Source organism: Streptomyces sp. NPDC050625, assembly GCF_040654755.1.
Lineage (GTDB): Bacteria > Actinomycetota > Actinomycetes > Streptomycetales > Streptomycetaceae > Streptomyces.
Window position 1 is genome coordinate 64880 of record NZ_JBFAIQ010000020.1, and the last position, 26943, is coordinate 91822.

Below are 26943 nucleotides of genomic sequence, written 5' to 3' on the forward strand. Positions count from 1 at the left end.
TTAAACCTCTGTACAGATCTGAGAGGCCACTTGACATGGTGAATGTCGACCATGCCGTGCCCCAAGCCACGAAGGAGACCGGCGGCCTGCGGCGCGACGTCGGGCTGATCGGCCTGATGTGGGCCTCCGTGGGCTCCATCATCGGCTCCGGCTGGCTCTACGGCGCCGAGAAGGCGGTCGTGGTGGCCGGGCCCGCGGCGATCATCTCGTGGGTGATCGGCGCGGTGGCGATCGTGCTGCTCGCCCTGGTGCACGCCGAACTCGGCGGCATGTTCCCGGTGGCGGGCGGCACGGCCCGGTACCCGCACTACGCGTTCGGCGGCCTGGCCGGCATGTCGTTCGGCTGGTTCGCCTGGCTGCAGGCGGCGACCGTGGCCCCGATCGAGGTCGAGGCGATGATCGGTTACGCCGGTCACTGGAAGTTCGCCCAGGGCCTCCAGCACACCGACGGAACGCTGACGACCAGCGGCCTCGTCATCGCCGTCGCCCTCATGGCCGTCTTCGTCGGAGTCAACTTCTTCGGCGTGCGCGCGCTGGCGCACACCAACAGCGCCGCGACCTGGTGGAAGATCGCCGTGCCGCTCGCCGCGATCTTCATCATCGCGATCGGCAACTTCCACACGTCGAACTTCACGTCCGAGGGCTTCGCGCCGTTCGGCGCCAAGGGCGTGCTCGGCGCCATCAGCTCCAGCGGCATCATCTTCGCGCTGCTGGGCTTCGAGCAGGCGATCCAGCTGGCGGGCGAGAGCCGCAACCCGAAGCGTGACCTGCCGCGGGCGACCCTCGGCTCGGTCGCGATCGGCGCCGTGATCTACATCCTGCTCCAGGTCGTGTTCATCGCCGCGCTGCCGCACACCTCCTTCGCGCACGGCTGGGCCAAGCTCGACTTCCCCGGCATCAGCGGCCCCTGGGCGGGCCTGGCGACCCTGGTGGGTCTGGGCTGGCTGGGCTTCGTCCTCTACCTCGACGCGATCATCTCCCCCGGCGGCACCGGCCTGATCTACACCACCGCCACCTCGCGCGTCTCCTACGGCCTCGCCAAGAACGGCTACGCGCCGAAGGCGTTCGCCAAGACCGACGCCCGCGGCGTGCCGTGGTTCGGCCTCATCATGTCCTTCGTGACCGGCGTGGTCTGCTTCCTCCCGTTCCCGAGCTGGCAGGAGCTGGTCGGCTTCATCACCTCGGCGAGCGTCCTGATGTACGCGGGCGCGCCGCTGGCGTACGGCGTCTTCTCCGATCGGCTGCCGTACCACGAGCGCCCCTACCGCCTGCCCCTCGGCAAGATCATCTCCCCGCTGTCGTTCGTCGTGGCCAACCTGATCATCTACTGGGCCGGCTGGGACACCCTGTGGCGGCTGGGCTTCGCCATCATCCTCGGCTATGTGCTGCTCGGCGGCTACGCCTGGTACGCCACGAGCAAGGGGCTGCCCGACGCTCCCCGGATGAACTTCAAGTCCGCCCAGTGGCTGCCCGGCTACCTGGTGGGCATGGGCGTGATCTCCTGGCTGGGCGGCTTCGGCGGCCAGGGCACGATTCCCCTGTGGTGGGACATCCTCGTCGTCGCCGCCTTCTCCCTGCTGATCTACTACTGGGCCAGGGCGACCGCGGCGCGGCCCGAGGAGATCGAGCGCAGCATCGACGAGGTCGTGGTCACTGACGCCCCGGCGCACTGACCGACCCCATCGTCGACGGTGTCCCGTCCGCCACGGCTGCCCTGCCGCGGCGGACGGGACACCGTCATATGGGCGACCAACTCCTGACGCCGTTGGGTCCGTCCCCGGCCTTGCCGGTCCTGGGCTCAGCGCTCCGCTTCGCCGAGCCGGTGGTCCGCGACCTTCAGTGCCTCGTCGACCAGGCGGCGCAGATGGCCGTCGCCGAGTGAGTAGACCACCCGGCGGCCCTCCTTGCGGGTGTTCACGAGGCCCGCGAGCCGCAGTCGGGCCAGGTGCTGGCTCACGGCGGGCCGCGCCGCGCCGCACGCCTGGGTGAGCGTGGTGACATCGGCCTCCCCGGCCGTGAGCGCGTGCAGGAGCGTGAGCCGGGTGCGGTCGCCGAGCAGGGCCAGGAGATCGGCTGCGAGCGCGAACTGCTGGTCGCCGGGGCTGCGCGGATGCGCATGATGCGCAGGTGATAGGTGCATGCGTGCGCTCATACGCACATAATGGTCTGCGTGGGCATCCCCCGTCCACTCCCGCGCACCGGAAGGTGATCCATGTGAGCGAGCGGCACCACTCCCACGACCATGGCCATGCGCACGCGGACGCCCACGGGCACGGCCATGACCATGGGCACGACCACGCCCACACCCACCCCTCGACCGGTCTCCGCCACCGCCTCACCAATCTGCTCACCCCCCACTCCCACGAGACCGCCGACAAGCTCGACCCGGCCCTGGAGTCCTCGGCCCGGGGCATGCGAGCGCTCTGGGTCTCGCTGGCCGTGCTGGGCGCGACGGCGCTGATACAGGCGGTCGTGGTGGTCGTGTCCGGGTCGGTGGCCCTGCTCGGCGACACGGTGCACAACGCCGCGGACGCGCTGACCGCCGTACCGCTGGGCATCGCCTTCGTGCTCGGCCGCCGCGCCGCGACCCGGCGCTTCACGTACGGCTATGGGCGCGCGGAGGACCTAGCGGGCATCGCGATCGTGCTGACGATCGCCGCGTCCGCGGCCTTCGCGGCCTGGGCGGCGGTGGAACGGCTCCTCGATCCGCGCCCCGTGGCACAGGTGCCGGCCGTGGCCATGGCCGCCCTGGTCGGATTCGCGGGCAACGAGTGGGTGGCCCGGTACCGGATCCGGGTGGGCCGGTCGATCGGCTCGGCCGCGCTGGTCGCCGACGGTCTGCACGCCCGTACCGACGGATTCACCTCGCTGGCCGTGCTGGTGGGCGCGGCGGGCTCGGCGCTGGGTATGCAACTGGCCGACCCGCTCGTGGGGTTGGCGATCACCGCCGCCATCGTGCTCGTGCTGCGGGACGCGGCACGCGAGGTGTTCCGGCGGGTGATGGACGCCGTCGACCCGGCGCTGGTGGACCGGGCCGAGCGGGCGTTGCGGGAGGTGCCGGGCGTACGCGAGGTGGGCGAGCTGCGGCTGCGCTGGATCGGGCACCGGCTGCGGGCCGAGGTCGCGGTCGTGGTGGACGGCGAGGCGACGGTACGGCAGGCGCACGCCGTCGCCGTCGAGGCCGAGCACGCCCTGCTGCACGCCGTCCCGAGGCTCACCGCGGCGCTGGTCCACGCCGATCCGGCACCCGTGCCGGGCGAAGCGGACCCGCATCTGGCCCTGGCCCACCATCTGACGGGCTGAGACCCGGCGCGCCGCGGTCCGGCGTCAGGCGATCCCCAGCCCCTCCAGCACCACCGCGCCCGGCAGCTCGGCGAACGCCTTGCCGGGCACGAGCAGCTTGCCGCGCCGGCGTCCGCTGCCGACCAGGACATAGGGCAGATCGACGACCGCGGAGTCCACCAGCACGGGCCAGCCGTCCGGCAGTCCGACCGGGGTGATGCCGCCGTACTCCATGCCGGTCTCCCCCGTCGCCAGGTCCATCGAGGCGAACGAGGCCTTGCGGGCGCCGAGTTGCCGGCGCACGACCCCGTTGACGTCGACCCGGGTGGTGGACAGCACGACGCATGCGGCCAGGGTGGCCTCACCGCCCCGCTTGCCCGCGACCACCACGCAGTTGGCCGACTGCTCCAGCAGCTCGCGGCCGTAGTGCTCGACGAAGACGGCGGTGTCGGCCCACTGCGGATCGGTCTCGACGTAGACGATCTGGTCGGCGGGGACGCTGCCGCGCCACCGGCGTACGGCATCGGCGACCGGGCGGGTCAGTTCGTCCAGGCAGTCGGGGGCCGGTGTGGCGGTGTCGAAGTGTCCGATGGGTGCGCGCATGGCCGCACGCTAACAGCCGTGAGGCGGCGGGCGGCCGGACGTCTCAGGGGACGGGCGGCACCGAGACCGCCATCACCATCTCCATCGGTACGTCTCCGGTGTTGCCGTAGGTGTGGGGCGTGTTGGCCTCGAAGGAGGCGCTCGCGCCGGCCGGGACGCGGTAGTCCGTGCCGTCGACGGTGAGGGTCAGTTCTCCGGCCGTGACATGGACGAGTTCGACCGTGCCGGTGGGGTGCGGGTCGGAGGAACTGTGCTCGCCGGGCATCAGGCGCCAGTCCCACATCTCCAGCGGACCGGGGGCCTCGGTGCCCGCGAGCAGCCGGTTGTAGCTGCCGGCGTCCGTGTGCCAGAGCCGCACGGCCTGCTCGGCGGGGACGATCCGGACCTTCGGGCCCTGCTCGTAGTCGAGCAGTGTGGTGATGCTGATGCCGAGCGCGTCGCCGATCTTGACGACGGTGCCGAGGCTGGGGTTGGTGCGGGCCTGCTCGATCTGGATGAGCATGCCGCGGCTGACGCCCGCCCGGGCGGCCAGTACGTCCAGGGTGAAGCCGCGCACCGCCCGCCAGTGCTTGACGGTGCGCGCCAGGGACTGGGTCAGCAGGTCGAGGTCCGACACTTTCCGTCCAATATTCTGGATGACATAGTTTAATTGAATGAACTACGGTGGGGTGCACCTGATCGTTCACCGAACTGTACTGCGAGGCGACCCGTGACAGCATTCTTCGCCCTGGCCACCAGTCTCCTGTGGGGCCTGGCCGACTTCGGCGGCGGGCTGCTGACACGGCGCACTCCGGCCCTGACGGTGGTGGTCGTCTCGCAAGGGATCGCGGCGGCCGTCCTCGGCGCGGTCGTCGTGGCGACCGGCGGCTGGACCGAGGCCGGTCCACGGCTGTGGTTCGCCTTCGCGGCGGGCCTGGTGGGTCCGGTCGCCCTGTTCGCCTTCTACAAGGCGCTGGCCCTGGGCCCGATGGGCGTGGTCTCCCCGCTCGCCACACTCAGCGTGGGCGTCCCCGTGGGCGTCGGCCTGTTCCTCGGCGAGCGTCCGGGGCTGCTGCAGGTCGCGGGCATCGCCGTCGCCGTGACCGGAGTGGTCCTCGCGGGCGGGCCCCAGCTCAGGGGCGCCCCCGTGCAGCGGCAGACGATCGTGCTCACGCTCGTCGCGGCGCTCGGCTTCGGCACGGTGTTCGCGCTCATCACCGAGGCCTCGACCACCGTCACCGGCCTGTTCCTGGCCCTGTTCGTACAGCGGCTGACCAATGTCGCGGTCGGTGGCGCGGCGCTGTACGTGTCGGTCCGGCGCGGCGGCGCCGCCCTTCCCGAGGGCGGCTTCCCCTGGGCCTCGCTGCCCGCGCTCGCCTTCGTCGGCCTCGCCGACGTCGCGGCCAACGGCACCTACTCGGTCGCCGCCCAGCACGGCCCGGTCACCGTGGCGGCGGTCCTCGCCTCGCTGTACCCGGTGGTGACGGCCCTGGCCGCACGCGGCTTCCTCAGCGAACGCCTGCGGGCCGTCCAGGCCGCGGGCGCCGGACTCGCCCTGCTCGGCACGCTCCTGCTGGCGACCGGCTGAGTCAGCCGTCGGCCTCCAGCCGGGCCAGCCGCTCGGCGCCCTCCTCGTCGAGGTCCGCGAGGGCCCGCAGCTGGTCCGGGGTGACACCGTCCGGGATCGGTACCGGCGCGGGTGTGCGCAGCGGCGGCTGCCAGCCGTCGCCGGGAGTCCAGCGCCGTACGACCCGGGCGGGTGCCCCGGCGACCACGGCGTGGTCGGGCACCGTCCCGCGGACCACCGCACCGGCCGCCACGACCACGTTCCGGCCGATCCGCGCGCCCGGCAGGATCACCGCGCCCGTGCCGATCCAGCACCCCGGACCGATCTCCACCGGCTCCATCCGGGGCCACTGCCTGCCGATGGGCTCGTGCGGATCGTCGTACGAGTGGTTCGTGGACGTGACGTAGACGTACGGACCGAAGTAGCAGTCGCTGCCGATCGTCACCGTGGTGTCGGCGATGACATGGCTGCCGCGGCCCAGCACGACCCCGTCGCCGATGCGCAGGATCGGGTCGGGGCCGAGGTCGAGGTCGGGCATCAGGCCCGCGGTCAGGGTGACCTGCTCGGCGACGATGCAGTGGGAGCCCAGATGGATCCAGGGTTCGCCGAAGACCGTGCCGAGCGGGAAGGCGAGTCTGGTACCTGTTCCCATCGCGCCGAAGCGGAGGCGCCCCGGGTGCTCGGCGGTGACGGATCCCGTGCGCTGCACCCAGGCCCAGCCGGCGTGGACCGCCCGCTGGGCGATGCGGCGCCGCCAGGATGAGAACGTGTTCTTGGGCTTGGGCACCCGCTCACGGTACTCAGCGCCGACTGTGCCCATGGGGCCGGACCGCTGTGATCTTCGCCCCACCGCTGGCGTACGGTGCGGGGGTACCGAACACGACCGGAGACGGGGAGACCGTGATGACGCACAAGGCGCTGATCGTGGGCATGGGCGGCAAGGACCCCGAGATAGACCCGGAGGCGTTCGTCGCGCCCACGGCCTGTGTGATCGGCGACGTGGTCCTGTGCGCGGGGGCGAGTGTCTGGTACGGCGCGGTGGTGCGCGGTGACACCGAGCGGATCAGCGTCGGTGCCAGTGCCAATGTCCAGGACAACGCCACCCTTCACGCGGACCCCGGGTTTCCGGTCACGGTCGGCGAGCGGGTCTCCATCGGGCACAACGCCGTGGTGCACGGGGCGACCGTCGGGGACGACTGTCTGATCGGCATGGGAGCGACCGTGCTCAACGGGGCGGTGATCGGCGCGGGCTCCCTGGTCGCCGCCCAGGCGCTGGTACCGCAGGGGATGGTGGTGCCGCCGGGGTCACTGGTGGCAGGGGTGCCGGCCAGGGTGAAGCGGGAGCTGACCGCCGAGGAGCGGGAGGGCGTCACCCTGAACGGCACGCTGTACGCGGGCCTGGCGAAGGCGCACCAGGACGTGCACGACAAGGCGTGACGCACTGACGTCCTGGCCTTGGTGCTGCTCCCGGTCCTAGTCGGTGGCCGGGACGGGTTCCTGTTCCGCGTCCCGCTGGGCCGCCGCCTTCTTCGCCTTCCGCTTCAGCACCAGCATCGACGTCAGGCCGATCAGCGCGGCCACCACCAGGCCCAGATACGAGAAGCGCTTGAGCCAGTCCTCGGCGACCACGCCGACGTAGTAGATGACCGCCGTGGTGCCGCCCGCCCAGCAGATGCCGCCGAGGACGTTGGCGATCAGGAACTTCCAGTACGGCATGTGCAGCACACCCGCGAGCGGGCCGGCGAAGATCCGCAGCAGGGCGACGAAGCGGCCGAAGAAGACGGCCCACATGCCCCACTTCTCGAAGGACCGCTCGGCGGTGGCGATATGGCCCTCGCCGAAGTGCCGGGGGAACTTCTTGCCCAGCCAGGCCAGCAGCGGGCGCCCGCCCTTGCGGCCGATCGCGTAGCCGATGGAGTCGCCGACGACGGCGCCCAGGGTCGCGCAGGCACCGAGGACGATCGGGTTGATGCCCGAGTGCTGCGAGGAGAGCAGGGCCGCCGACACCAGGACGATCTCACCCGGCAGCGGGATACCCAGGCTCTCCAGACCGATGACCAGGGCCACCACGGCATAGACGGCGGCCGCCGGCACGGTGTCGAGCCATTCCTGGACGTGCAACGCCGGTTCCTCTCCTGTCGCGTCCTTGCTTTCCGGGACGTCACCCGTAAGACGCGCCCACAGGAAGGCTACCTGCTCGCCGCGCGAGGACAGCCGGACAAACCCCGTCACCACGGCACCGTCCCGCCGACGGTCCTTCGGTTTTCGGACATCCGCATGTCACACGGAGCGGGAAAGCTCCCCCGCGGTTCCCCCCGCCGCCTCGCATCTCCCGGTCCCGCCGCGCGGCCCGATGCGGAAGGACGACGTGCCCGTGTCCTCGCTGTCTTCGCTCTCCTCGCTCTCGTCGACGTCCCCACTGCGCTCCGACGCGCCCGCGCACCCGATGGCCGCCCGTCCCGTCCGGCTGGCGCTGTGCCTGAGCCCTCTCCTGCTGGCCGGGATCTGGGGACTGACCAACCGGTCCCTCGTCCACGAGGGTGCCGCGCGGCTGGTCGCGGCCGACCCCTGGTGGCTGCTGGCCGGCGGGGGCTTCACCTGCCTGGGCTGGGTCGCGGCCTCGTGCGTCCGCCAGGGCGCCGTGCCGGACCGGCTGCCACCGGGGCTGCTGCTGGCCTCGCAGTTCGCCGCCGGGGCCGCGAACCACGCGCTGCCCGGGGGCATCGGCGCGCACGCCGTCACCGTGCGCTTCCTGCGCGGCCGCGGGGTACCGCTCGACCGCGCCACCGCCTCGATCGCCCTGTACTCCCTGGCCAAGTCCGTCGCGAAGGCGATCGTGCTCGTGGTGTTCCTGGCGGCCTCCCCGGCCTGGCGGCGGCTGGGCGAACTGCTCCCGGACGGGCGGGCGCTCGTAGCGGTGCTCGCCGTCGTCGGCACCGGTGCCGCCGTCGCCGCGGTGGCCCTGGCCGTCGTACGTCCGCTGCGCCGCCCGGTGACGGGGCTGCTGCGCACCGCCCTGGCCGACGCGCGGCTGCTGCACACCCGGCCCTGCCGTGTGCTCGCCCTGTGGGGCGGGGCAGCCGCGATGCCGCTGCTCCAGGGGTGCGTGATCGCCTCGGTCGGGGCCGCGCTGGAGCTGCCGGTCCCCTGGGCGCACGTGGTCCTCGCCTACCTCGCCGCGGGCACCGCGGTGGGGGCGGTGCCCGCACCGGGGGGCCTCGCGGTGGACGCGGCGCTGGTGTTCACGCTGGCGGCCTTCGGCTCCCCTGTGGCCCTGGCCACGGCGACCGTGATCGGCTTCCGGGTGCTGACGGACTGGCTGCCGTTGCTGCCGGGGGCCCTCGTGCTGTCGGCGCTGATCCGCGCCAAGGTGCTCTGAGCCCCGGCTCAGTCGCGCCGGGCCACGAGCCGGTAGGCGTTGGACAGCCCCAGACGGTGCGAGAGGGGCCGTACCGCGAACCGGTCGAGAAGCGTGCCCAGGGCGAGGGCGGGCACCCCCGCGAGGACCACGGCGGTGCGCAGCCCGCGCCGGAGGGCGCCCGGCGGCTGCGCCAGCCACGGCGCGTCCTCGCGCGGGGCGGTGTGGTCCAGGGCCAGCCAGACCGCGGCGAGCAGATCCACCGGGTCGTGCGGCTGCGCGTGCTGCTCCGCGACCACCGTGAATCCCAGGTCGGTCAGGCGGCGGCGCAGATTGGCGGCGGGCACGAAGTGCAGATGCTGCGGCTGGAGCCAGGGCAGCCACCAGCGGCCCAGGAGGCGGGCGTAGCGGCTCTGAGGGTCCGGGACCTCGATGAGCAGATGACCACCGGGCCGTACGACCTCGTGCGCGGCCCGCAGTTCACGGTCGGGGTCGGTGCTGTGCTCCAGGTAGTGGAACATGCTGACCACGTCGTAGCGGGCGGTGAGTTCCGGGGCGAGCTCCGGGAAGGAACCGCGGTGGCCGTGCTCCACCCTTCCCTCGCGTTCGGCGAGCTCGACGCCGTCCGTGAAGTCCAGGCCGTCGAAGACCGTGCCGGGCAGCACCGCGCGGGCGGCCTCGCAGAAGTGGCCGTGCCCGGTGCCGACGTCCAGCCAGTTCTTCGGGGTGGGGTCGTGCGGCAGCATGGATTCGGCGCGGCCGCGGTACATCTTGGTGCGGCCGCCGAAGGTGCCGCCCATCTTCTGCTCGCCGAGGCCGTCGTAGAAGTCGCGGTAGTAGAACTCCAGACCGGCCTCGTTCAGCCGCGGGTTCTGGAAGGTGTGCCCGCAGTCCTCGCACCGGTCGAGCTGGAAGCGGCCCGGCTTGTGCTGGAGCAGATCGGTGGTGCGCAGCCGGGTGGTCAGCCGCTCCGAGCCGCACCAGGGGCAGCTGGTGCGCGGCGACTCGAAGAACCGGCCCACGCCGTCGGCCAGATCGGCCTGGTAGCCGGGGCGCAGGGCGGCGATGCGCGCGGCGCGGTCGGCGGCGTGCGCGGACTCGGTTTCGTCCACAAGTTCCTTGGCGTCCACGGATTCCGTGCCGCCCACGGGTTCCGTGTCACCCACGGATTCGGTCGCGTCCATGGGCTCGCTCCCGCCGTTCGACTGTGTCTTGTCGCTCATCGCGTCTCCGCTCATGGCTGTCGGTCGTGCCCTCGGCCTGTCCCGAGCCGTTCGAGGTGGGTCGCCGCCGCGTGGGCGCCGCCCGCGGTGCGGAACGCCGTGCGCAGACGGGCGGCCGCCTCGCGGTGGGCGGGTTCGTGCAGGACGGTGTCGAGGGCCGCGCCCAGCCGGGGTGCGGTGACCCGGCCGAACCTCACCCTGATGCCGGCCCCCGCGTCGACCACCTGCGCGGCCACCACGGGCTGGTCGTCGCGGATGGGGGCGACGACCAGCGGAACCCCGTGCCACAGGGCCTCGCAGACCGTGTTGTGCCCGGCGTGGCAGATCACCGCGTCGACCCTTGCCAGGAGCGGGAGTTGGGGCACGTAGGGCAGGATCAGTACGTCCTTGTCGCCGCCGGTCGCGGCCAGGGTGCCGCCCGGATCGACGAGCACCGCCTGTACCCGGTCGGCCCGTTCGCGCAGCGCGGTCAGGCACTCGGCGAGAAACCGGCCACCGGCGTCGGCGTTGGCGGTCCCGAGGGTCACCAGGACCTTGGCGCGGCCCGGGTCCAGCCACTCCCAGGGAAAGCCGGGCTCGGCCGGACGGTCCGCGATCGAGGGGCCGACACAGCGGATCGCGTCCGCCTTCTCGCCCGTGGGGCCGACGAGTTCGGGCGTGGTGAAGGCCAGGACCAGGTGGGGCGAGAACCGCGGGTCGGCGGTGCCGGAGGGGTCGCCGATGCGTCCCCGCAGTTCGGTCAGCCGTTCCCGCGGCCAGGCGGCGACCCTCGGCATGCCGTCGTACGCGTCGGTGAACTCGGCCGACGTGGTGGCGGAGGTGGCCCAGACGAGCCGCAGACGCTCGGCCACCAGGGGGCCGGCGAAGGCCTGTTGGTCGGCGACGACCACGTCCGGCCGGAAGCCGTCCACCGCCGCCCGCACGCCCGGGGCCATCGCGTCGGCGAGCGGCACCAGGTACCCCTCCCACAGGAACTTCAGCGCCTCCGGGCCACGCAGGTCGGGCGGCCGCTCGACCCCCGTGACGCCGTCGCACGGAAACACGTCGGCGTCCGCTCCCACGAGCCGACGCACCAGATCGGGATCGGCGCACGCCCACGCCACCCGGTGCCCGCGCGCGGTGAGTTCGGCCGCGACGCCGACCGTCGGGTTGATGTGCCCGACCAGGGGCGGCACCACGAACAGGAACCCGCTCACCGGGCCTCGGCCCCCACCGGCCGGCCCCCGCTCGCCGCGCGGATCAGCTCCAGGATGTGCCCGCCGACGGCCCCCGGCGCCTCCACCAGCACCGAGTGCTCGTGCCCGGGCAGTACGACGGCCCGGAAGTCCCCGAGCAGCGTCTCCTTCAGGGACACCAGCTCCACCAGGTCCGAGTCGCCGCCGTAGACCCCGAGGACCGGGCAGCGCACGGACCTGATCTCGTCCTCGGTCAGCACGCGGCTGGCGGGGATGTCCCGGCCGAGGGTGGTCTCCCTCGCGAGCCGCGCCGCGCCCTTGGCCAGACGGGCCGTGTTGTGGCTGCGGTGGGAGGTGATCCAGGCGATCGCGTCGGGCTCGTTGTACGCCAGCTCGGTCACCACCCGGTCCAGGATGCCGCCCAGTTTCGCCGCCCAGGCCGCGGTCGCCGGCTCGGACTCGATCAGGGTGAGGCTCGCCGTCCGCCCGGGGTGGCGGGCCGCCCAGCCGAAGGCGATGGTGCCGCCGTAGGAGTTGCCCACGAGGTGGACGGGGCCGGTGACGTCCAGCCGGTCGAGGAGCGCCTCCAGGTCGTCGATGTTGTGGTCGAGGGTGTAGCCGCTGCGTGGACGTTCGCTGCGGCCGTGACCGCGCAGGTCGTACATGACCACGTCGATGCCCGCCGCGGCGAAGGCGGGGGCCACGGTGAAGTAGTAGCTGGCCAGGCTGTCGGTGAGCAGCCCGTGCACGAGCACCGCGGTCGCGGCCTTCGGGCGCCCCTGGCGAGGGCCCATTCTCTGTACGTGCAGCCGGATGTCACCGGTGTCGACGATCGCCATGTGTCAGCCCGCCTCCGCGGCCTTCAGGCTCTGCACCACGTGCTCGACGAGCCTGCCGACGGTGAGCTCGATGATCTCGTCGAAGTCCATACCGGCCAGGAACTCGGCGAAGTTGACCCGGTCTCCGTACCGCTGTTCCAGGAGGCCGGCCAGGGTCACCAGGTCGATGCTCTCCAGCTCCAGGTCGCGGTTGAACGTGGTGCTCATGCCGATCTCCACGTCGTCCTCGCCGTACTCCTCCAGGAGGATCAGGAGCATGCCCCTGATGTCGGCGAGCACGGCCTCCTCGTCGGCGGGCTCGGTGGTCGGCTGGATGGGGTTCATCGGCGGTGCTCCTCTTCGTCCGATGCCGCTGCGGGCAGTTCTTCGGCCTCCTCGACCGGGCCCGTCGTCCAGGCCACGACGTACTCCCGGTCCGGCAGTGCGGGGGTGTTGCGGACGGATCGGCAGTGCACCGTGTACGCGCGTTCCAGACGGCCCGAGACCAGCAGGCGGCAGCCGTCCGGAGCCGCGTCGAACACCGCGAAGTCCCGGGGCCGTCCGCCGAATCCGGTGCCCTCCGCCTTGGCCACCGCCTCCTTCGCGGCCCAGAACCGGGTGAACCACAGCGGCTCGGAGTCCTCGCCGTCCGCGCACCGGGCGCGCAGGAGCCGGAGTTCGTCGGCGCCCAGGGCGGCGGCGAGGGCCGCCGGGTCGCGCTCGCTGACCTCTTCGATGTCGATACCGGGGCCGGGACCGGGTGTGTGGGGCCGTACGATCGCCACGGCGGCCTCGGCGCGGTGCGCGAGGGAGACGTCCAGCGGGGGCAGGGTGCGGCCGTGCTCGCCGGTGACGTACGGGCGGCCCAAGTCGTCGTTGCGGACCCGCAGTTCGGCCGGGAATACGGGCCCCTCGCCGTGCTCCCACAGCCACCGGCGCACCGCGTCCTTGGCGGCGATCCGGCCGAGCAGCCACTGCCGGCGGCCGCGCGGGGCCTGCGCGGCGTACTCCGAACGCTCCGCTCCGCCGAGTGAGTTGCGCATGATCAGCTCGCGCGACGCGAGGTCCGGCCACCGCTCGTGCAGCAACGACCAGCCGCCGGGGCGCGGTTCGGAGAGGGTGTTGCGCTCAGGGAAGCGTTCGACCGGGCGGGTCTGCGGGTCGTTGTCGAAGCGTCGGTCCTGCCAGCCGGTGAGCCGCGCCCACACCCGCCCCGCGACGGTCAGCTCGATGTCCGCCTCCAGGAGGGTGTCGGCGAGCGAGGTGATGCGCACCAGGCACTCGACCTCCGTGCCCGGACCCGGATGCGGCCCGTAGAAGCGCATGTGCCGCATCTGCACGGGGAAGACCACGGTCCGTTCGGTGCGCGTGGCCATGATCCAGTAGCCGAGGATCTGGCCCACGTTGTCGAGCAGGGCGCCGGGGGCCGCGGGTGTGGTGATCACTCCGAGTATGTGCTTCTCGCCGATGGCGGTGAGTTCCGTGACGCCCTGGAAGGCCGGGCCGTGGAACATCCAGCGCTCTTCGTAGAGCTGGGCGGCGGTGTGGTCGGGGGTGCGTTCGGGGCTGGGCGGCTCCGTGCGGACGTGGGGCGGGGTGGGGTGGGCCGCGGCCAGCTCGACGACCGCGCGGGCGGTGGGGCCGAAGGTGACGGTGAACCGGTTCGGGTCTTGGGGGGTCCGGGTGACGGTGACCGGGACGTCGACGGCGGGCGTCGCGGTGAGCCAGCGGTCGAAGCGCGCCCCGTGCACGGCGACCGCCCGCAGGCCCGGTGCGGCCCGTTCCGCCGCGTCCATCATGTGCCGCACGATCGTGGTCGCCGGGACGACGGGCCAGCGGTCGGCCACGTCCGGCCAGCCGGGGCGCTGCGGGAAGAAGCAGTGGTCGAGGAGGTGGGGCATGGTGTGCGGGGACACATGGAGGGTGGTCTGCCAGGTGTCGGGGGTGGTTGGTGGCCGGTGGGGCGTGGAGCTGCCGTGCGGCGCGGTCGGGGTGGCGACCGCCCCGTGCACGGCCTTGGCGGGCGCCCCGGGCCGGACCGCGGCCGGAACGTAGGCCCTGCTCGGTGGGCGGTCGGCCGCGCCGATCAGCGCGGCCGCCATCTCCGCGGTGTCGCGCAGCAGCGCGCTCAGCTCGGCGGCCACGGGGAAGCGTCCGGTCACGGCGTCGAGGGGGGAAGGGGTGGGATCGGCCGCGCCGACGCGTGCGGCAGCTGCCGGCGCCGGGGATGCCGTGCGCAGGTCACTACGGAGCCCGGCGAGGACCCGGTCGTCGAGGGACACCAGGGCTCCCCCGAGATCGAGCCGGACCGGTCGGCGCTCGGGGACACCGCGAGCGGTCGCCCGGGCGGCCGGGGTCGGCAGTGCCGGTGCCACGCTCGCCCCTGCCGTCCACAACGCCGTCGCCACGCAACGGAGTTGGGACAGGCCCGGGCGGTGCGGTGAGTTGGCCGCGACGGCCAGGTGGTCGCGGTCGCCGAGCGTGTCGCCGATGAGGGAGGCGAGTCCGCCCGGGCCGGTCTGGACGAAGGCGCGGTGGCTGGCCGCGTACAGGGCCTCGACGAGCTGCCGGAAGCGGACGGGTTCCAGCAGATGCCGGACGAACAGCTCACGGACCTCGGCCTCCCCCTCGGGGAAGGGTGCCGCGGTCGTCCCCGACCACACGGGCACGGTCGGCGGGTGGAGCCGGAACCGGTCCGCCGCCTCCTTGATGGGCGAGAGGTACGGCTCCAGCATCGGCGTGTGGAACCCGGACCGGAACGGCAGCACCTGGCAGATCACGCCTTGGGCCCGGAAGGACCGTACGAACTCCTCCACCGCACCGTCCGGCCCGCACACCATCGACTGGTGGGGGGCGTTGTCGTGGGAGAGCACGATCCCGGCACCCGCCCAGTCCTCGCGCAGGGCCGTCCGGACGCGCTCGGCGGACGCTCCGACCGCGCCGAAGGCGAGGCCCGGCACGGTCACCGTGTCCGGGTCGAAGTCCGCCATGAACGCGTCGACCTGGTCGCCGGAGTACAGCCCGGCCACGGCCATCGCCGTCCACTCGCCGACGCTGTGCCCGGCCACCGCGTCGGGGACGACCTCCATGCGGCGCAGCGCGGCGTCGAGGAGCCGCCCGACGCCGACGACACCGAATCCGTGCCGGCCCACGTCCGCGACCCGCACCTCCTCGTCGGCGGGAGCGGCCGCGGCGAGGCCGAAGTGGGCGGCGATGTCGTCGACGCGGGGCGCGAAGTCGCCTTCGAGGCCGGGGAAGACGAACGCGAGCCTGCCGTCCGCGCCGCCGAGGAGCGGCCGGGGGCGGAACCATACGTCGTTGCGGCCCTGCCAGGCGCGGCCCTTGGCGACCGCCCGGCGGGCCAGGGCGAGCCGCTTGGCGGTCGGTTCGACGATGCCGAGGCGTGCCGGGCCCGCGTCCGGGTGTGTGCGGGCGGCGTCAAGCCCGGAGGCGAGGACCGCGGAGTCGTCGGTGTCCAGGGCGGCGGCCAGCCGCTCGGGACTGTCGGCGGCGAGCAGGAGGACACGCTCGGCTTCGGCGACGGCAACCGTGGCTCGGGGCCCTGGGCTCCCTGTGGACCGCGCGGCCGCGCCGGGTGCTTCCTCCAGCACCACATGGGCGTTGATCCCCCCGAACCCGAAGGCGTTCACCGCTGCCCGCCGTACCGGCCGCTCGGGACCGGTCTCCCAGGGGACCGCCTTCTCCAGCGGGCGGAAGCGGGTGTCCGCGAGGGCAGGGTGCGGGGTGTCGCAGTGGAGCGTGGGCAGCAGGGTGCGGTGGTGGAGCGCGAGGGCGGCCTTGACCAGTCCCGCGACTCCGGCGGCCGGCATGGTGTGGCCGATCATCGACTTCACCGAGCCGATCACCGCGCGTTCGTCGCCGTACGCCTCGCCCGGCCCGAACACCGCGGTGAGCGTGGCGAGTTCGGCGGCGTCCCCGGCAGGTGTCGCGGTGCCGTGCGCCTCCAGGAGACCGACCGAGCCGGGCGCTGCGGGGTCGAGTCCGGCGGCCCGCCACGCCTGGCGCACGGCGTGTGCCTGTCCGCCGGGGTCGGGGTTGACCAGTCCGGCCGTGCGGCCGTCGCTGGCCACGCCGGTGCCCCGGATCACCGCGTAGACGCGGTCGCCGTCGCGCTGGGCGTCCGCGAGGCGCTTCAGTACGACGATGCCGGTGCCCTCGCCGATGAGGATGCCGTCGGCGTCGCGGTGGAAGGGGCGGATGCGCTGGCTCGGGGAGAGCGCGCGCAGCTGGGAGAAGACGCTCCACAGGGTGATGTCGTGGCAGTGGTGCACTCCCCCGGCCAGCATCAGATCGCAGCGCCCGGAGGCGAGTTCGCCGACGGCCTGGTCGACGGCGACCAGCGAGGAGGCGCAGGCCGCGTCGACGGTGTAGGCCGGGCCGCGCAGATCGAGCCGGTTGGCGATGCGGGACGCGGCGAGGTTGGGGACCAGGCCGATCGCGGACTCGGGGCTCGCCGGCCCCAGACGGTCGGTGAACGCCTCGCGCACCCGGGCCAGTTGGCTCGGTGTCAGGTCGGGCAGCAGCTCGCCCAGGGTGCGGACGAGCTGGCCCGCGGTGCGGACCCGCTGGTCGAGCCGGACCAGGCCGGGGGTGAGGTAGCCGCCCCGGCCCAGGACGACCCCGACGCGGTGCGGGTCGGGCAGCCGCTCCCCGGCCCCTGCGTCGGCGAGCGCCGCGGCGGCCACGTTCAGCGCGATCAGCTGGTCGGGCTCGGTGCCGGGCACCGAGGCGGGCATGATGCCGTAGCGGGTGACCTCCACCTCGGCCAGGCCGTCCACGAAGCCACCGCGCCGGCAGTACACCTGGTCGGCCATGGCGGGCCCGGCCGCGGAGCCGGGGCGGTAGTAGTCGGTGTCCCAGCGGCCCGCCGGCACCTCCCCGATCGCGTCCACGCCGTCCCGCAGATTGCGCCAGTAGGCGTCGAGACCGGCGGCGCCGGGCAGCAGCACCGCCATCCCCACGATGGCGACCGCGTCCTGACGCATGTCACCACCCCGAGGCGGTGTAGACGACCGCGCGGGCCGACTCCTCGCCCCAGGCGAGTTCCCGCAGCAGGGCCGCGGTGCCCTCGTGGGGGTCGATCAGTCGGATGCCGCACCGGGCGTACTCCCGGCCGAGCTCCGGACCGACCATCCCGCCGTGGGAGCCGGTGGGTGCCCACGGCCCCCAGTGCACGGTCAGCGCACGGTGTCCGGTGCGGGCGGCCCAGGCGGTGCCCAGGGTCTCCAGGGCGTCGTTGGCGGCCGCGTAGTCGGCCTGGCCCCGATTGCCGAGTACGGCGGAGATGCTGCCGAACAGGACCGTGAACCCCGGCCCGTTGGGCAGTTCCTCCAGCGCGGTCAGCAGGGTGGCGGCTCCGCCCGCCTTGGTCCCGTACACGCGCTGGAAGGACTCGGCGGTCTTCTCGGCGATCAGCCGGTCCTCGATCACCCCGGCCGCGAACACCACCCCGTCGAGGCGGTCGTGCTCGGCGTGGATCTCCTTGACCGCCTGGAGCGCGGCGTCCTGCTCACGGAAGTCCACGGCGTGGTAGCGGACCCGGCTGCCGAGCGCGGTGAGTTCCGCCAGCGTCGCGGCGATCTCCCGCTGGGCGAGGATCAGTTCGGCGGCCCGGTTGACCTCGGCGGGTCCGAGCGAGCCGCGGGAGGCGAGGGCCGCCCGCAGTTCGGCCGGGGTGCGCGCGGCGGCGGTCCGCGGGTCCTCGGGGCCGGTGGCCGCGGGCGTTCTGCCGAGCAGTTCGATGCGGCAGCGGCAGGCCGCGGCGAGCGAGGCCGCGAACTTCGCCGTGATCCCGCGGGCACCGCCCACCAGCAGCACCACGGAGTCCCGGTCCAGGCCGAGCGCGGCGGCCTCGGCGGCACCGTCGCCCGCCGGTCCCGCGCCGGTGCTGCCGAGCGTGCCGAGGGGTGCCTCGACGAGCTCGAAACCGTGCCGGCCGGCGGCGGTGCACAGGACGACGGGCGCCGGGTCGGGTGCGAGCAGTTCGGCGAGCAGGGCGTCCGCGACGGCGGACGGACTCGTGTCGGCGAGGGCGACGGTCCGCGCGACCGTCTCCGGGTACTCGCGGGCGATGGTGCGGAACAGGCCGTCAAGGCCCGCCGCCCGCAGCGCGTCGTCGCCGTCGGCGGGCCGTACGGCCAGCAGCCATCGCGGGCCGTGCGCCAGGGCGGCCTTCAGCGTGGGGAAGGCGTCGGGCAGGACCGGTGGCTCGGCGCCCGGCAGCGCGCCCAGGTACAGCACTCCGTCCACCACGCCGTCCGCCTCGGTCAGCAGGTGTTCCGCGTCGACGGTCACCACCTCGGCGCCGTACGGAGCGAGCCGCGCCGCGATCTCCTCAGCCGCGCCGCCCTGGTCGCCGAGCACGACGAACCGTTTCCCGGACAGGACGGAGGCCGGATCCGCCGGGCGGTCCGGCTGCCCCAGAGGCACCGGACGGAGCTGAAGTCTCCTCGGCGCGACGCCGACGACCGCCTCCGTCAACTCCTCTGCGGAACCCGACACTTCGGACCGGACGGCACTCTGCTCCCCGGCCCCGTCCAGCCGCGCCGCGAGCCAGCGCGTCACGGCCGCCGCCGTACGCGCCTTGGCCAGCTCCTCCAGCTCCGCGTCGTCCAGGGCCGTGACGTCCGCCCCGGCGCCGATCCCCAGCCGCTTGGCGAGTTCGCCCGCTATCTCGGCCCGCTTGATCGAGTCGATGCTCAGGTCCGCCTCCAGGTCGAGGTCGGGCTCGATCATGTCGACGGGGTAGCCGGTGCGCTCGCTGATGATCTCCAGGACGACGTGTTCCACATCGGCTGCCGGGTCCGTGCCGGAGTTGAGCGGGGTGGACTCCGGGACGGGCTGCGGGGCGGCGACGAGCTCGGCGGGCTGGATCTGGGGCACCACCAGGGGGCCGGGCGCCGCGGGTGCGGGAACGGACTGGCCCGGCACCGCGCCCAGATAGGTGAGCAGCACATCGCGCTGGGCGGCGATCATCTCCCGGCTCGTGCGCAGGAATTCGGAGATCAGCGCGTCCTGGCCGGCCGGGACGCCGTACGGGTGGTTCGTCGTCACACTCGTCTCCACGACTCGTCGGGCCGGTGCCAGGGCACCGGGAAGGAGTTCTCCGGCGGCGGTACGGACCAGGTGGCCGTCGACCGTCCAGCCGGGTCGCTTCGGTGCCGGGGTGCGGACGGCGTCGACGGCGTCGCGCCCCCGGAAGAGCCCGCCGGTGCGCACCGGCCGTCCCGCGACGGCCAGTTGGGCGAGTGCGTCGAGCCAGCCGCGCAGCCCGCTGCCGTCGCGGGGCTCGCAGGCGACGGTGCGGTGCGGGCGGTCGCCCAGGATCTGTCCGACCAGCCGGGTGAGGACCGTGCCGGGTCCCGCCTCCACGAAGATCCGTGCTCCCGCCTCGTACATGGCCTCGATCTGCGCGGCGAAGGCGACCGGCGCCCCGATCTGGGCGGCCAGCTCCGCGCGCACCGCGTCCGGGTCGGCCGCGTACGGGGCGGCCGTGCGGTTGGACCAGACCGGGAACTCGGCCGGGTGCACGGTCCTGTCCCGGAGGACCTCCGCGAACCGCTCGCCCGCGCCCGCCACCAGGGGGCTGTGGAAGGCGCAGGCGACCGGGATGCGCTTGGCGCCGAACCCGGCCTCGCGCAACAGGCCTACGGCGCCGGCGACTTCCTCGGTCGGGCCGGAAATCACCGTCTGCTGGGGCGAGTTGCGGTTGGCGAGGACGACCGAGGCGGGCGCCCCGGCCGTGCGCAGAGCTGCTTCGACGTCCTCGGCGCCGGCGGAGACCGCGGCCATGCTGCCGGGGTCGTCGCCCGCCGCGGCGAGGATGGCCGAGGCCCGCTCGGTGCTCAGCTCCAGCAGCGTCTCGGGGTCGAGGGCGCCGGCCGCGCACAGGGCGACCAGTTCGCCGTAGCTGTGTCCGGCTGCCATGTCCGGTCTCACCCCTGCCGCGGTGAGGAAGGCGTGGGCGGCGAGGCCGGTGATGCCGAGGGCGGGCTGGGCGGCCCGGGTGTCGGTGAGCTCGGCCCGCCGGCGCTCGCGGGCCGCGTCGTCGAAGGCGGCGGGCGGGTACAGCCGGTCGGCGTGCGCCCGGCCGAGCTGAAGGTAGTGGTGCAGTTCGGGGAAGGCGATGAAGAGGTCGGCGAGCATGCCGGGGCGCTGGCTGCCCTGGCCCGGGAACAGGAAGGCGACCTTGTCCTCGCCGTCCGCCGCCGCGTCGGCCAGGTGGATGCCCGCGGCCGGGTCGTGCTCCCCGGCCAGGGCCCTGCGCAGCTGCCGGATCAGACCGGCCACGTCCGTCGCGACGACCGCGACCCGCACCGGTTCCGGCGAGGCGTCGGAGCGCCGGGCCGCGCTCAGTGCGAGGTCACGCAGCCGCCAGGGACGGCCCTCGGACTCGGCGGCCCGCAGGACCGCCTCGATCGCCCGACCGGAACTCGCCGCGTCCCTCCCGCGGAAGGTGAACAGCTCGGCGGGCCACTCCTCCACACCCTGCTCCGGCGGTACGGCGTCGGCGTAAGCCCCCAGCACCACATGGAAGTTGGTACCGCCGAAGCCGAACGCGCTCACTCCCGCCACGCGTTCGCCGGCCGGAGTCGCCCAGGGCTGGGCCCGCGTGTGGAAGGCGAAGGGGCCGGCGCCCTCCTCCCACGCCGCGTTGGGGCTCTTCAGGTGCAGGGTGGGCGGCCGGACGCCGGTGTAGAGCGCCAGGGTGGTCTTGATCAGGCCCGCGAGACCGGCGGCGCACTTGGTGTGCCCGATCTGCGACTTGACCGAGCCCAGCACACATCCGCCGGGCCGCGCCCCGGCCTTGGCGAACAGCTCGCCGAGGACGGTGAGTTCAGTGCGGTCCCCGACGACGGTCCCGGTGCCATGGGCCTCCACCAGGCCGACCGCGGCCGGCGAGACGCCCGCGTTGCGGTACGCCCGCTCCAGCGCGACCCGCTGGCCCTCGGGCCGGGGCGCGGTCAGGCCGAGGGAGCGGCCGTCGCTGGACGAGCCGAGCCCCTTGATCACGCCGTAGATCCGGTCGCCGTCGCGTTCGGCGTCCGCCAGCCGCTTGAGGACGACGCAGGCGACGCCCTCGCCGAGCGCGATGCCGTCGGCCGATCCGTCGAAGGCCCGTGACCGGCCCGTCGGGGAAAGCGCGTGTACCGACGAGAACAGGACGTAGTCGTTGATGCCGTTGTGCAGGTCGGCGCCGCCGCACAGGACGACGTCGCTGGTGCCCGCCGTGAGTTCCTTGCACGCCACGTCCACCGCGGCCAGCGAGGAGGCGCAGGCCGCGTCCACGGTGTAGTTGGCACCGCCGAGGTCCAGCCGGTTGGCGATCCGGCCCGAGATGACGTTGGCGAGCATGCCGGGGAAGGAGTCCTCGGTCAGCCGGGGCAGCTGCTCATCGATCCCTGCGGGCACCGTGCCGTAGTACGACGGCAGTACGGCGCGCAGGGTGGCGGCGTTGGACAGGTCGCTGCCCGCCTCGGCCCCGAAGACGACGGAGGTGCGCGAGCGGTCGAACTCCCGCCCGCGGTCGCCGTATCCGGCGTCCTCCAGGGCGCGCCGTGCGGCCTCCAGGGAGAGCAGCTGGACGGGCTCGATACTGCCGAGCGAGGCGGGCGGGATGCCGTAGGCGAGCGGGTCGAAGGGGATGCGCGGCAGGAAGCCGCCCCACTTGGAGGTGGTGCTGCCGTCGGCGTGGTGCAGGTCGGGATCCCAGCGGTCGTGCGGGACCTCGGTGACGGCGTCGTGCCCGGCGACGATGTTCGCCCAGAAGGAGGCCAGGTCGGGGGCCTGCGGGAACATGCAGGCCATGCCGACGACCGCGATGTCGAGGGGTGCGGGCTGCGACGGTCCAGCCATCTGGTCGGCGCCGAGCCGTTGGTTCAGCTCCTCGGTACGGGCGGCGAGGAAGTCGGCCGCACCGTCGGTCACCGAACGGTGCAGGGCCTCGATGGTGGTCGTCGCGGAGCGCAGCACGGCCACTTCCCCGGCCATGAACATGCCCTCGTCCAGCTGGCGTTGCTCGCCCACGGGCGCGGGCTCGCCGCCGTCGGTGCGGTCGACGCCCTTGCTGGCGATGCGCAGCCGTCCGACGTTGAGCCGCTCCAGTTCCTCCCAGACGCGCCGCTCCGGGAGGCCCTGAGCGCGCAACGCGGCTTCGCGGTCCCGGTAGTTCAGGGTGAACGGGCTGGGCACGCAGCGGGTGGCATGGCCGGGCGCGGTCTCCAGGAGCGCGGTGGCCCCGGCCGCCACGACCTGTCTCTGGAAGAGGGGCTGTATCGCACCTCGCTCCACCACCTCCTCGGTGAACAGATAGGCGGTTCCCATCAGGACGCCGACGGCTGCTCCGCGCTCCGTGAGCGGTGCGGCGAGCGCCGCGATCATCGCGGCGGAGCGCTCGTCGTGGACGCCGCCCGCGAAGAACACCTCGATCCGCGAGGCCGTGTCGTCGTCGGCCCCGGCGTCGGCCAGGAAGTCCTCCAGCACCGCCAGTTGGGCCTCCCACAACGGGAAACCGGCCCGCGGTCCGACGTGTCCGCCGCACTCGGAGCCTTCGAAGACGAACCTGCGGGCCCCGGCCTCCAGGAACTGCCGCAGCAGCCCGGGCGAGGGCACATGCAGGAAGGTGCTGATGCCGGCCCGCTCCAGCGCCTCGGCCTGGGCGGGCCGGCCGCCCGCGATGATGGCGTGGCTGGGCCGCAGCTCCCGTACGGCCTCCAGCTGGGCGGCGCGGACGTCCTCGGGCGCGAACCCGAGCACACCGACGCCCCAGGGCCGCCCGTCCAGCGCTACGCGCGTCTCCTCCAGCATCGCCCGCGTCTGCGCTCCGTCGGCCAGGGCCAGCGCCATGAAGGGCAGCGCGCCGTGCTCGGCGACGGCCGCGGCGAATCCCGCCCGGTCACTGACCCGGGTCATCGGCCCCTGCGCCACGGGCAGCCGTGTCCCGAGGGCCCGGCTCATGCCCGAGCCGGAGCGCAGCGCGCGGGCGGGCGCGGGGTCGGCGGACCGACCGGGCAGGATCTCCCGGATCGCGGTCTTCAGCCCGCGCAGGGTGCGGCCCACGTCCTGCCAGCGCTCCGCGAAGCGTGTCGCGAGGAAGCCGTCCTGGCCGACCGGCAGCAGCTGGGTGCGCGGGTCCTGGGCGCCCAGCAGTGCGGCGACGGCGGCGGGGTCGTCGGCGGGCGGGCGTAAAGCGTCGGGTCCGCGGCGGTGCAGGACCCGGTGACCGGCCACGACGACGGTCTCCGAGCCGTCGAGGGAGCGGAGCGCGGCCGCGGTCGCCTCGGGCAGCGTCGACTCGGCCAGCAGGGCCAGTTGCGTGTCGAGGACGACTCCGGCCGCCCCACCGGCCACGGCGGCGGCCGCCGTCCGGGGCCCGATGCCGCCGCATGCCCAGACCGGCACGTCCAACTCCGGCTCGGCGAGCAGCTGTTGGAGCAGCACGAAGGTGCTGAGCTGCCCGATGCGGCCGCCGCTCTCGCTGCCGCGGGCGATGAGTCCGTACGCTCCCGCGCGGACCGCGTCCCGCGCCTGCTCCAGATCGGTGACCTCGGCCAACACCCGGTGGCTCGCGGCGACTTCGGCGAGCGGCCACGGGGCGTCGGCCGTGCGGACCACGGTGTCGACCGCCTCGATGTCCTCGGGCCGCATCCGGCACCGGCCCGTGACCCGCACCCCGAACGGGCCCGGCGCCATATGTCTCACGCGTCCGAGGGCCTCACGGGATCTTCGGTCGCCGTTCCCGAGGTCCAGGATCCCGAGTCCGCCGGCCCGGCAGACCGCCGCGGTGAGCCTGGCATCGGGCTCTCCGAAAGGGGTGATGCAAATGATCAGGTCCAGAGCGCGCGCAGCAGACGTCATGATGCTCCGAATAATCGGTAAGACAGCACGGTGGGGGGTTTGTGCGACGTGGAAGCGCTGGTCGGGGCCACCGGAAACTAGCGACTTATTACTGGCGGGTCAATAACGATGCGGCCATTCCGCTTGTGGTGGAATCAATTCGGCCAGCGGACGAGAGTCGGCGCAAGAGCCGAAAATCCGAGCAAGTCCCATCCACCGTACGGTCGTCCGCCCCACGAGCCCCAGGCACCACAACGCCACAAGCCCGTCAAAGCGTCCGGCGGATTCACCCCCCACCCACCCGTCCACAACGCGGCGGGCGGCCGGACCGGGCTCTGTAAATTCCGCATGACTTCGGCGCCGTGGCTCGATCGATGCGCCCCGAAACCTGTCGGCGACTGAATTCCATTCAGGTCAAACGTGAATCATGGAAAAATCTTGTAAATCCTTGAAGAAGCGGCCGGGGGACGCCGGGTCCCGGCCGCTCCGGCGCAGGTCGGCTGCCGTCCACGCTTCGTGGTGCCCGACGCCGCCGGACAGCAGGACCTTTCGGTCCTGCGGTTCGGCGGCGAGGCAGAGGGTGAGGTCCGCGGCGCTGCGCAGGGTCCGGTGGCGGGGCTGCGCGGTCTGCCGTGCGCGACCTCGACGGGCTCGCTCGCGGAGGCGGCGGACGGGGAGGCGACGACGGACGGCTCACGGGTGGCGCCGAGCCGGGTGGAGCCGCGGCCGGCGGCTCCCCGGGTGTCACCGGGTGCGGAGACACCGTGGGTGCCGTCGGTCCAGCCCCTGACCACCAGCACGGTCGCGAGCAGCACGAGGCAGGTGAGCCCGACTCCGACGGCCACCGCCGTGCGCCGCGTCCGTCTTCGACTCGCGTACGCCGACCGTACGACCTCCGGGTGCGGGACCGCCGGGTGTACGCCCTCCGGGCCTACGGCCTGCGGCGCGGGCGGCAGTGCCTCGACGGCTCCGCGTCCCGGGCGCGAGTCGAGATAGCGGCGCGCGCCCCAGCCGAGCACGGTCTCGGCGAGCAGGATCTCCAGTCCGCCCTCGGCGTGGCCGAGTTGTTCCGCGGCTTGACGGCAGTACTGGCACACCGTCAAATGCCGTTGAGCGTCGGGCAACAGAGAGCCGCCGCGGCGAATGGAAATATCGAGGAGGCGGTTGTGGTGACGGCATTCCGCAGTGGGCGCGAGTTCGCGGTGGGCGCGTACCAGTTCCGCCCGGAATTGTTCACGCGCCTGCTCCAGCGTCGCCGTGGCGGCAGAAGTGTCCACGCCCAGCAGTCCGGCGGGAATCGATATCGGCTCCGCCTCGACCTCGGTGTGCCACAGCAGACATTGGGACGCTCCGGGAAGGGCGTGGAAAGCGCGCTCGGCGAGTTGCCTTCTTTCGGGGATGCCGGACTTCACCGCGCGTAGACCTCGGCCGCCGGTCGGTTTGCGCAGTTCGGGCAGGACCACGCAGATGCCCTCGTCGGCGGCCCACTCCCGGACGGTCTCCCGCACGGCCACGAGGAACTGCGGGCGCAGCGGGCCGTCGGCCGCCCCGCCCGCGAGCCGGCCGAGGACGCGATTGAAGGCCGTGGTGGCGACGAACTGGGCGGCACCGGTGGCGGAGGCGAGGCAGACGACCGCGTAGTCACAGGTCGCCCGCCAGTGCCGGGCCAGCAGAAGGGCGACGGCACGATGGCTGCCGTCGCCCTCGGCGCCGAGCTGTGCGACGAGGTTGCGATCGGACCGGGACTGCACGGAACCATTTCCTTTCCAAGCCGAAGGACGACACAAGGAATGGCGCCCCGCCGGAAAGCAGTGACTGTTCGGTGCCCGCCTCTGCCCTCCCAGGAGGAGGCTCACCTTCGCACACCCAACTCACAAGTAACAAGAAGTTCGAGCGCCCCAGTGCAAGGTCCGAGGAATTCAAGATGAGTTACCGGCGGTATCCGTACCGGCATTCGACGCGTTGGTCACTCAAGGCTCAACTTGCATACACAGAAAGCCAGATGGCGCACCAAATCTTCAACCTTCCCGCCGAAAGCGGAACGCGCCCGTCCATAGGAAGCTCCCATGTTTCTCCCGGCGTGCTCTCATCCCCGTGCGCCAGCATGGGCCGCATGATCGCCCCGCGCTCCTCAACCACCCCCACACCCCCGCGCACCGTCCGCAAGGCGGTCGTCCCCGCAGCCGGACTCGGCACCCGCTTTCTGCCCGCGACGAAGGCGACGCCGAAGGAGATGCTGCCGGTCGTCGACAAACCGGCCATCCAGTACGTCGTCGAGGAGGCCGCCGCGGCCGGGCTGGACGACATCCTGATGGTCACCGGACGCCACAAGCGGGCCATCGAGGACCACTTCGACAACGCCTTCGAACTGGAGCAGGCTCTTGCGGCCAAGGGCGACACGGTGCGGCTGGACGCCGTGCAGGACCCCGCGCGCCTGGCCGACATCCACCACATCCGCCAGGGCGACCCGCTCGGCCTCGGCCACGCCGTGCTGTGCGCCCGCCACCACGTGGGGAACCAGCCGTTCGCCGTCCTCCTCGGCGACGATCTGATCGACGCGCGCGAGACCCTGCTCAGCCGGATGCTGGACGTGCGTGACCGGTACGCGGGCAGCGTGGTCGCGCTGATGGAGGTGGACCCGTCGCAGATCCACCTCTACGGCTGTGCGGCCGTGGAACCCTCTGGCGAGGCGGACGTGGTACGTGTGACGGGCCTCGTGGAGAAGCCCTCACCCGAGACCGCCCCCAGCACCTACGCGGTCATCGGCCGCTATGTCCTCGACCCGGCCGTCTTCGACACCCTGGAGCGCACCCCGCCCGGCCGCGGCGGCGAGATCCAGCTGACCGACGCCCTGCGGGAACTCGCCTCGGGCGGCACGGTCCACGGCGTGGTCTTCGACGGCCTGCGCTACGACACCGGCGACAAGGCCGACTATCTGCGCACGGTGGTCCGCCTGGCCTGCGACCGCCCGGACCTCGGCCCCGGATTCATCGCCTGGCTCAAGGAGTTCGTCGGCGGCCTGGAGGACACGAGGACGAGGCGGGAGGAGCGGGAGGAGCGGCACCGGGCCGCCTGAGCACTC

18 protein-coding genes are annotated in these 26943 nt (G+C 73.2%); 6 read left to right on the forward strand and 12 right to left on the reverse strand.

The annotated features are described in order from the left end of the window. Nucleotides 1-35 precede the first annotated feature (35 nt). Complete coding sequence (locus tag AB0I54_RS33195; RefSeq protein WP_363299943.1) at nt 36-1673, forward strand: APC family permease; 1638 nt, start codon at nt 36-38, stop codon at nt 1671-1673. A gap of 125 nt (nt 1674-1798) precedes the next feature. On the opposite strand, the gene AB0I54_RS33200 is transcribed toward AB0I54_RS33195, so the two are convergent. Next, on the reverse strand, nt 1799-2152 hold the full coding sequence (locus AB0I54_RS33200) for a metalloregulator ArsR/SmtB family transcription factor (RefSeq protein ID WP_363299944.1): 354 nt from the start codon (nt 2150-2152) through the stop codon (nt 1799-1801). 62 nt (nt 2153-2214) lie between these two features. On the opposite strand from AB0I54_RS33200, the gene AB0I54_RS33205 reads away from it, so the two are divergent. Further along, nucleotides 2215-3303 carry a cation diffusion facilitator family transporter gene (locus AB0I54_RS33205; protein ID WP_363299945.1) on the forward strand — a complete coding sequence of 363 codons (1089 nt, stop codon included), beginning with the start codon at nt 2215-2217 and terminating at the stop codon, nt 3301-3303. A gap of 24 nt (nt 3304-3327) precedes the next feature. On the opposite strand, the gene AB0I54_RS33210 is transcribed toward AB0I54_RS33205, so the two are convergent. Next, nucleotides 3328-3885, reverse strand: a complete 558-nt coding sequence (locus tag AB0I54_RS33210) for a YbaK/EbsC family protein (protein WP_363299946.1) — start codon at nt 3883-3885, stop codon at nt 3328-3330. Nucleotides 3886-3928: 43 nt separating this feature from the next. Beyond that, complete coding sequence (locus AB0I54_RS33215) at nt 3929-4501, reverse strand: XRE family transcriptional regulator (protein ID WP_363299947.1); 573 nt, start codon at nt 4499-4501, stop codon at nt 3929-3931. 93 nt (nt 4502-4594) lie between these two features. Here AB0I54_RS33215 and AB0I54_RS33220 point away from each other — a divergent pair, with 93 nt between their 5' ends. Next, the gene (locus AB0I54_RS33220; RefSeq protein WP_363299948.1) at nt 4595-5452 is read left to right on the forward strand and encodes a DMT family transporter; all 858 of its coding nucleotides are present in this window, start codon (nt 4595-4597) and stop codon (nt 5450-5452) included. 1 nt (nt 5453) lies between these two features. Here AB0I54_RS33220 and AB0I54_RS33225 read toward each other — a convergent pair whose 3' ends face one another. Next, complete coding sequence (locus AB0I54_RS33225; RefSeq protein ID WP_363299949.1) at nt 5454-6218, reverse strand: acyltransferase; 765 nt, start codon at nt 6216-6218, stop codon at nt 5454-5456. A gap of 116 nt (nt 6219-6334) precedes the next feature. On the opposite strand from AB0I54_RS33225, the gene AB0I54_RS33230 reads away from it, so the two are divergent. After that, the gene (locus AB0I54_RS33230; protein ID WP_363299950.1) at nt 6335-6868 is read left to right on the forward strand and encodes a gamma carbonic anhydrase family protein; all 534 of its coding nucleotides are present in this window, start codon (nt 6335-6337) and stop codon (nt 6866-6868) included. Nucleotides 6869-6904: 36 nt separating this feature from the next. Here AB0I54_RS33230 and AB0I54_RS33235 read toward each other — a convergent pair whose 3' ends face one another. Beyond that, complete coding sequence (locus AB0I54_RS33235) at nt 6905-7552, reverse strand: DedA family protein (RefSeq protein WP_363300040.1); 648 nt, start codon at nt 7550-7552, stop codon at nt 6905-6907. Nucleotides 7553-7850: 298 nt separating this feature from the next. Here AB0I54_RS33235 and AB0I54_RS33240 point away from each other — a divergent pair, with 298 nt between their 5' ends. Then, nucleotides 7851-8810 carry a lysylphosphatidylglycerol synthase transmembrane domain-containing protein gene (locus tag AB0I54_RS33240; RefSeq protein WP_363300041.1) on the forward strand — a complete coding sequence of 320 codons (960 nt, stop codon included), beginning with the start codon at nt 7851-7853 and terminating at the stop codon, nt 8808-8810. A gap of 8 nt (nt 8811-8818) precedes the next feature. On the opposite strand, the gene AB0I54_RS33245 is transcribed toward AB0I54_RS33240, so the two are convergent. From AB0I54_RS33245 to AB0I54_RS33275, 7 genes are all read right to left on the reverse strand, one after another. Next, a complete protein-coding gene (locus AB0I54_RS33245) occupies nt 8819-9856 on the reverse strand; it encodes a class I SAM-dependent methyltransferase (RefSeq protein ID WP_363300042.1) in 1038 nt (345 codons plus the stop codon). A 167-nt stretch (nt 9857-10023) separates the two neighbouring features. After that, nucleotides 10024-11208: a glycosyltransferase gene (locus AB0I54_RS33250; RefSeq protein ID WP_363299951.1), complete on the reverse strand. Its 1185-nt coding sequence runs from the start codon at nt 11206-11208 to the stop codon at nt 10024-10026. Next, a complete protein-coding gene (locus tag AB0I54_RS33255) occupies nt 11205-12026 on the reverse strand; it encodes an alpha/beta hydrolase (RefSeq protein ID WP_363299952.1) in 822 nt (273 codons plus the stop codon). Before AB0I54_RS33255 ends, AB0I54_RS33250 begins: the two co-directional genes overlap by 4 nt. A 3-nt stretch (nt 12027-12029) precedes the next feature. Then, nucleotides 12030-12350 carry an acyl carrier protein gene (locus AB0I54_RS33260; protein WP_363299953.1) on the reverse strand — a complete coding sequence of 107 codons (321 nt, stop codon included), beginning with the start codon at nt 12348-12350 and terminating at the stop codon, nt 12030-12032. Further along, nucleotides 12347-17011 carry a beta-ketoacyl synthase N-terminal-like domain-containing protein gene (locus AB0I54_RS33265; protein ID WP_363299954.1) on the reverse strand — a complete coding sequence of 1555 codons (4665 nt, stop codon included), beginning with the start codon at nt 17009-17011 and terminating at the stop codon, nt 12347-12349. Before AB0I54_RS33265 ends, AB0I54_RS33260 begins: the two co-directional genes overlap by 4 nt. 1 nt (nt 17012) lies before the next feature. Then, nucleotides 17013-23882 (reverse strand): SDR family oxidoreductase, encoded by a 6870-nt coding sequence (locus AB0I54_RS33270; RefSeq protein ID WP_363299955.1) that lies wholly within the window; start codon nt 23880-23882, stop codon nt 17013-17015. Between the two features lie 404 nt (nt 23883-24286). Continuing rightward, complete coding sequence (locus tag AB0I54_RS33275) at nt 24287-25612, reverse strand: hypothetical protein (RefSeq protein ID WP_363299956.1); 1326 nt, start codon at nt 25610-25612, stop codon at nt 24287-24289. 362 nt (nt 25613-25974) lie between these two features. Between AB0I54_RS33275 and galU the strand changes: the two genes are divergently transcribed. Next, on the forward strand, nt 25975-26937 hold the full coding sequence (gene galU / locus AB0I54_RS33280) for a UTP--glucose-1-phosphate uridylyltransferase GalU (RefSeq protein ID WP_363299957.1): 963 nt from the start codon (nt 25975-25977) through the stop codon (nt 26935-26937). The last annotated feature ends 6 nt before the right edge of the window (nt 26938-26943 follow it).

Excerpts from the sequence above, each read along its gene's own strand:
- AB0I54_RS33200 (WP_363299944.1), bottom strand. The coding sequence starts at position 2,152 with ATGAGCGCACGCATGCACCTATCACCTGCGCATCATGCGCATCCGCGC.
- AB0I54_RS33195 (WP_363299943.1), top strand. The coding sequence starts at position 36 with ATGGTGAATGTCGACCATGCCGTGCCCCAAGCCACGAAGGAGACCGGC.
- AB0I54_RS33230 (WP_363299950.1), top strand. The coding sequence starts at position 6,335 with ATGACGCACAAGGCGCTGATCGTGGGCATGGGCGGCAAGGACCCCGAG.
- AB0I54_RS33260 (WP_363299953.1), bottom strand. The coding sequence starts at position 12,350 with ATGAACCCCATCCAGCCGACCACCGAGCCCGCCGACGAGGAGGCCGTG.
- galU (WP_363299957.1), top strand. The coding sequence starts at position 25,975 with ATGATCGCCCCGCGCTCCTCAACCACCCCCACACCCCCGCGCACCGTC.
- AB0I54_RS33265 (WP_363299954.1), bottom strand. The coding sequence starts at position 17,011 with ATGCGTCAGGACGCGGTCGCCATCGTGGGGATGGCGGTGCTGCTGCCC.
- AB0I54_RS33210 (WP_363299946.1), bottom strand. The coding sequence starts at position 3,885 with ATGCGCGCACCCATCGGACACTTCGACACCGCCACACCGGCCCCCGAC.
- AB0I54_RS33255 (WP_363299952.1), bottom strand. The coding sequence starts at position 12,026 with ATGGCGATCGTCGACACCGGTGACATCCGGCTGCACGTACAGAGAATG.
- AB0I54_RS33270 (WP_363299955.1), bottom strand. The coding sequence starts at position 23,882 with ATGACGTCTGCTGCGCGCGCTCTGGACCTGATCATTTGCATCACCCCT.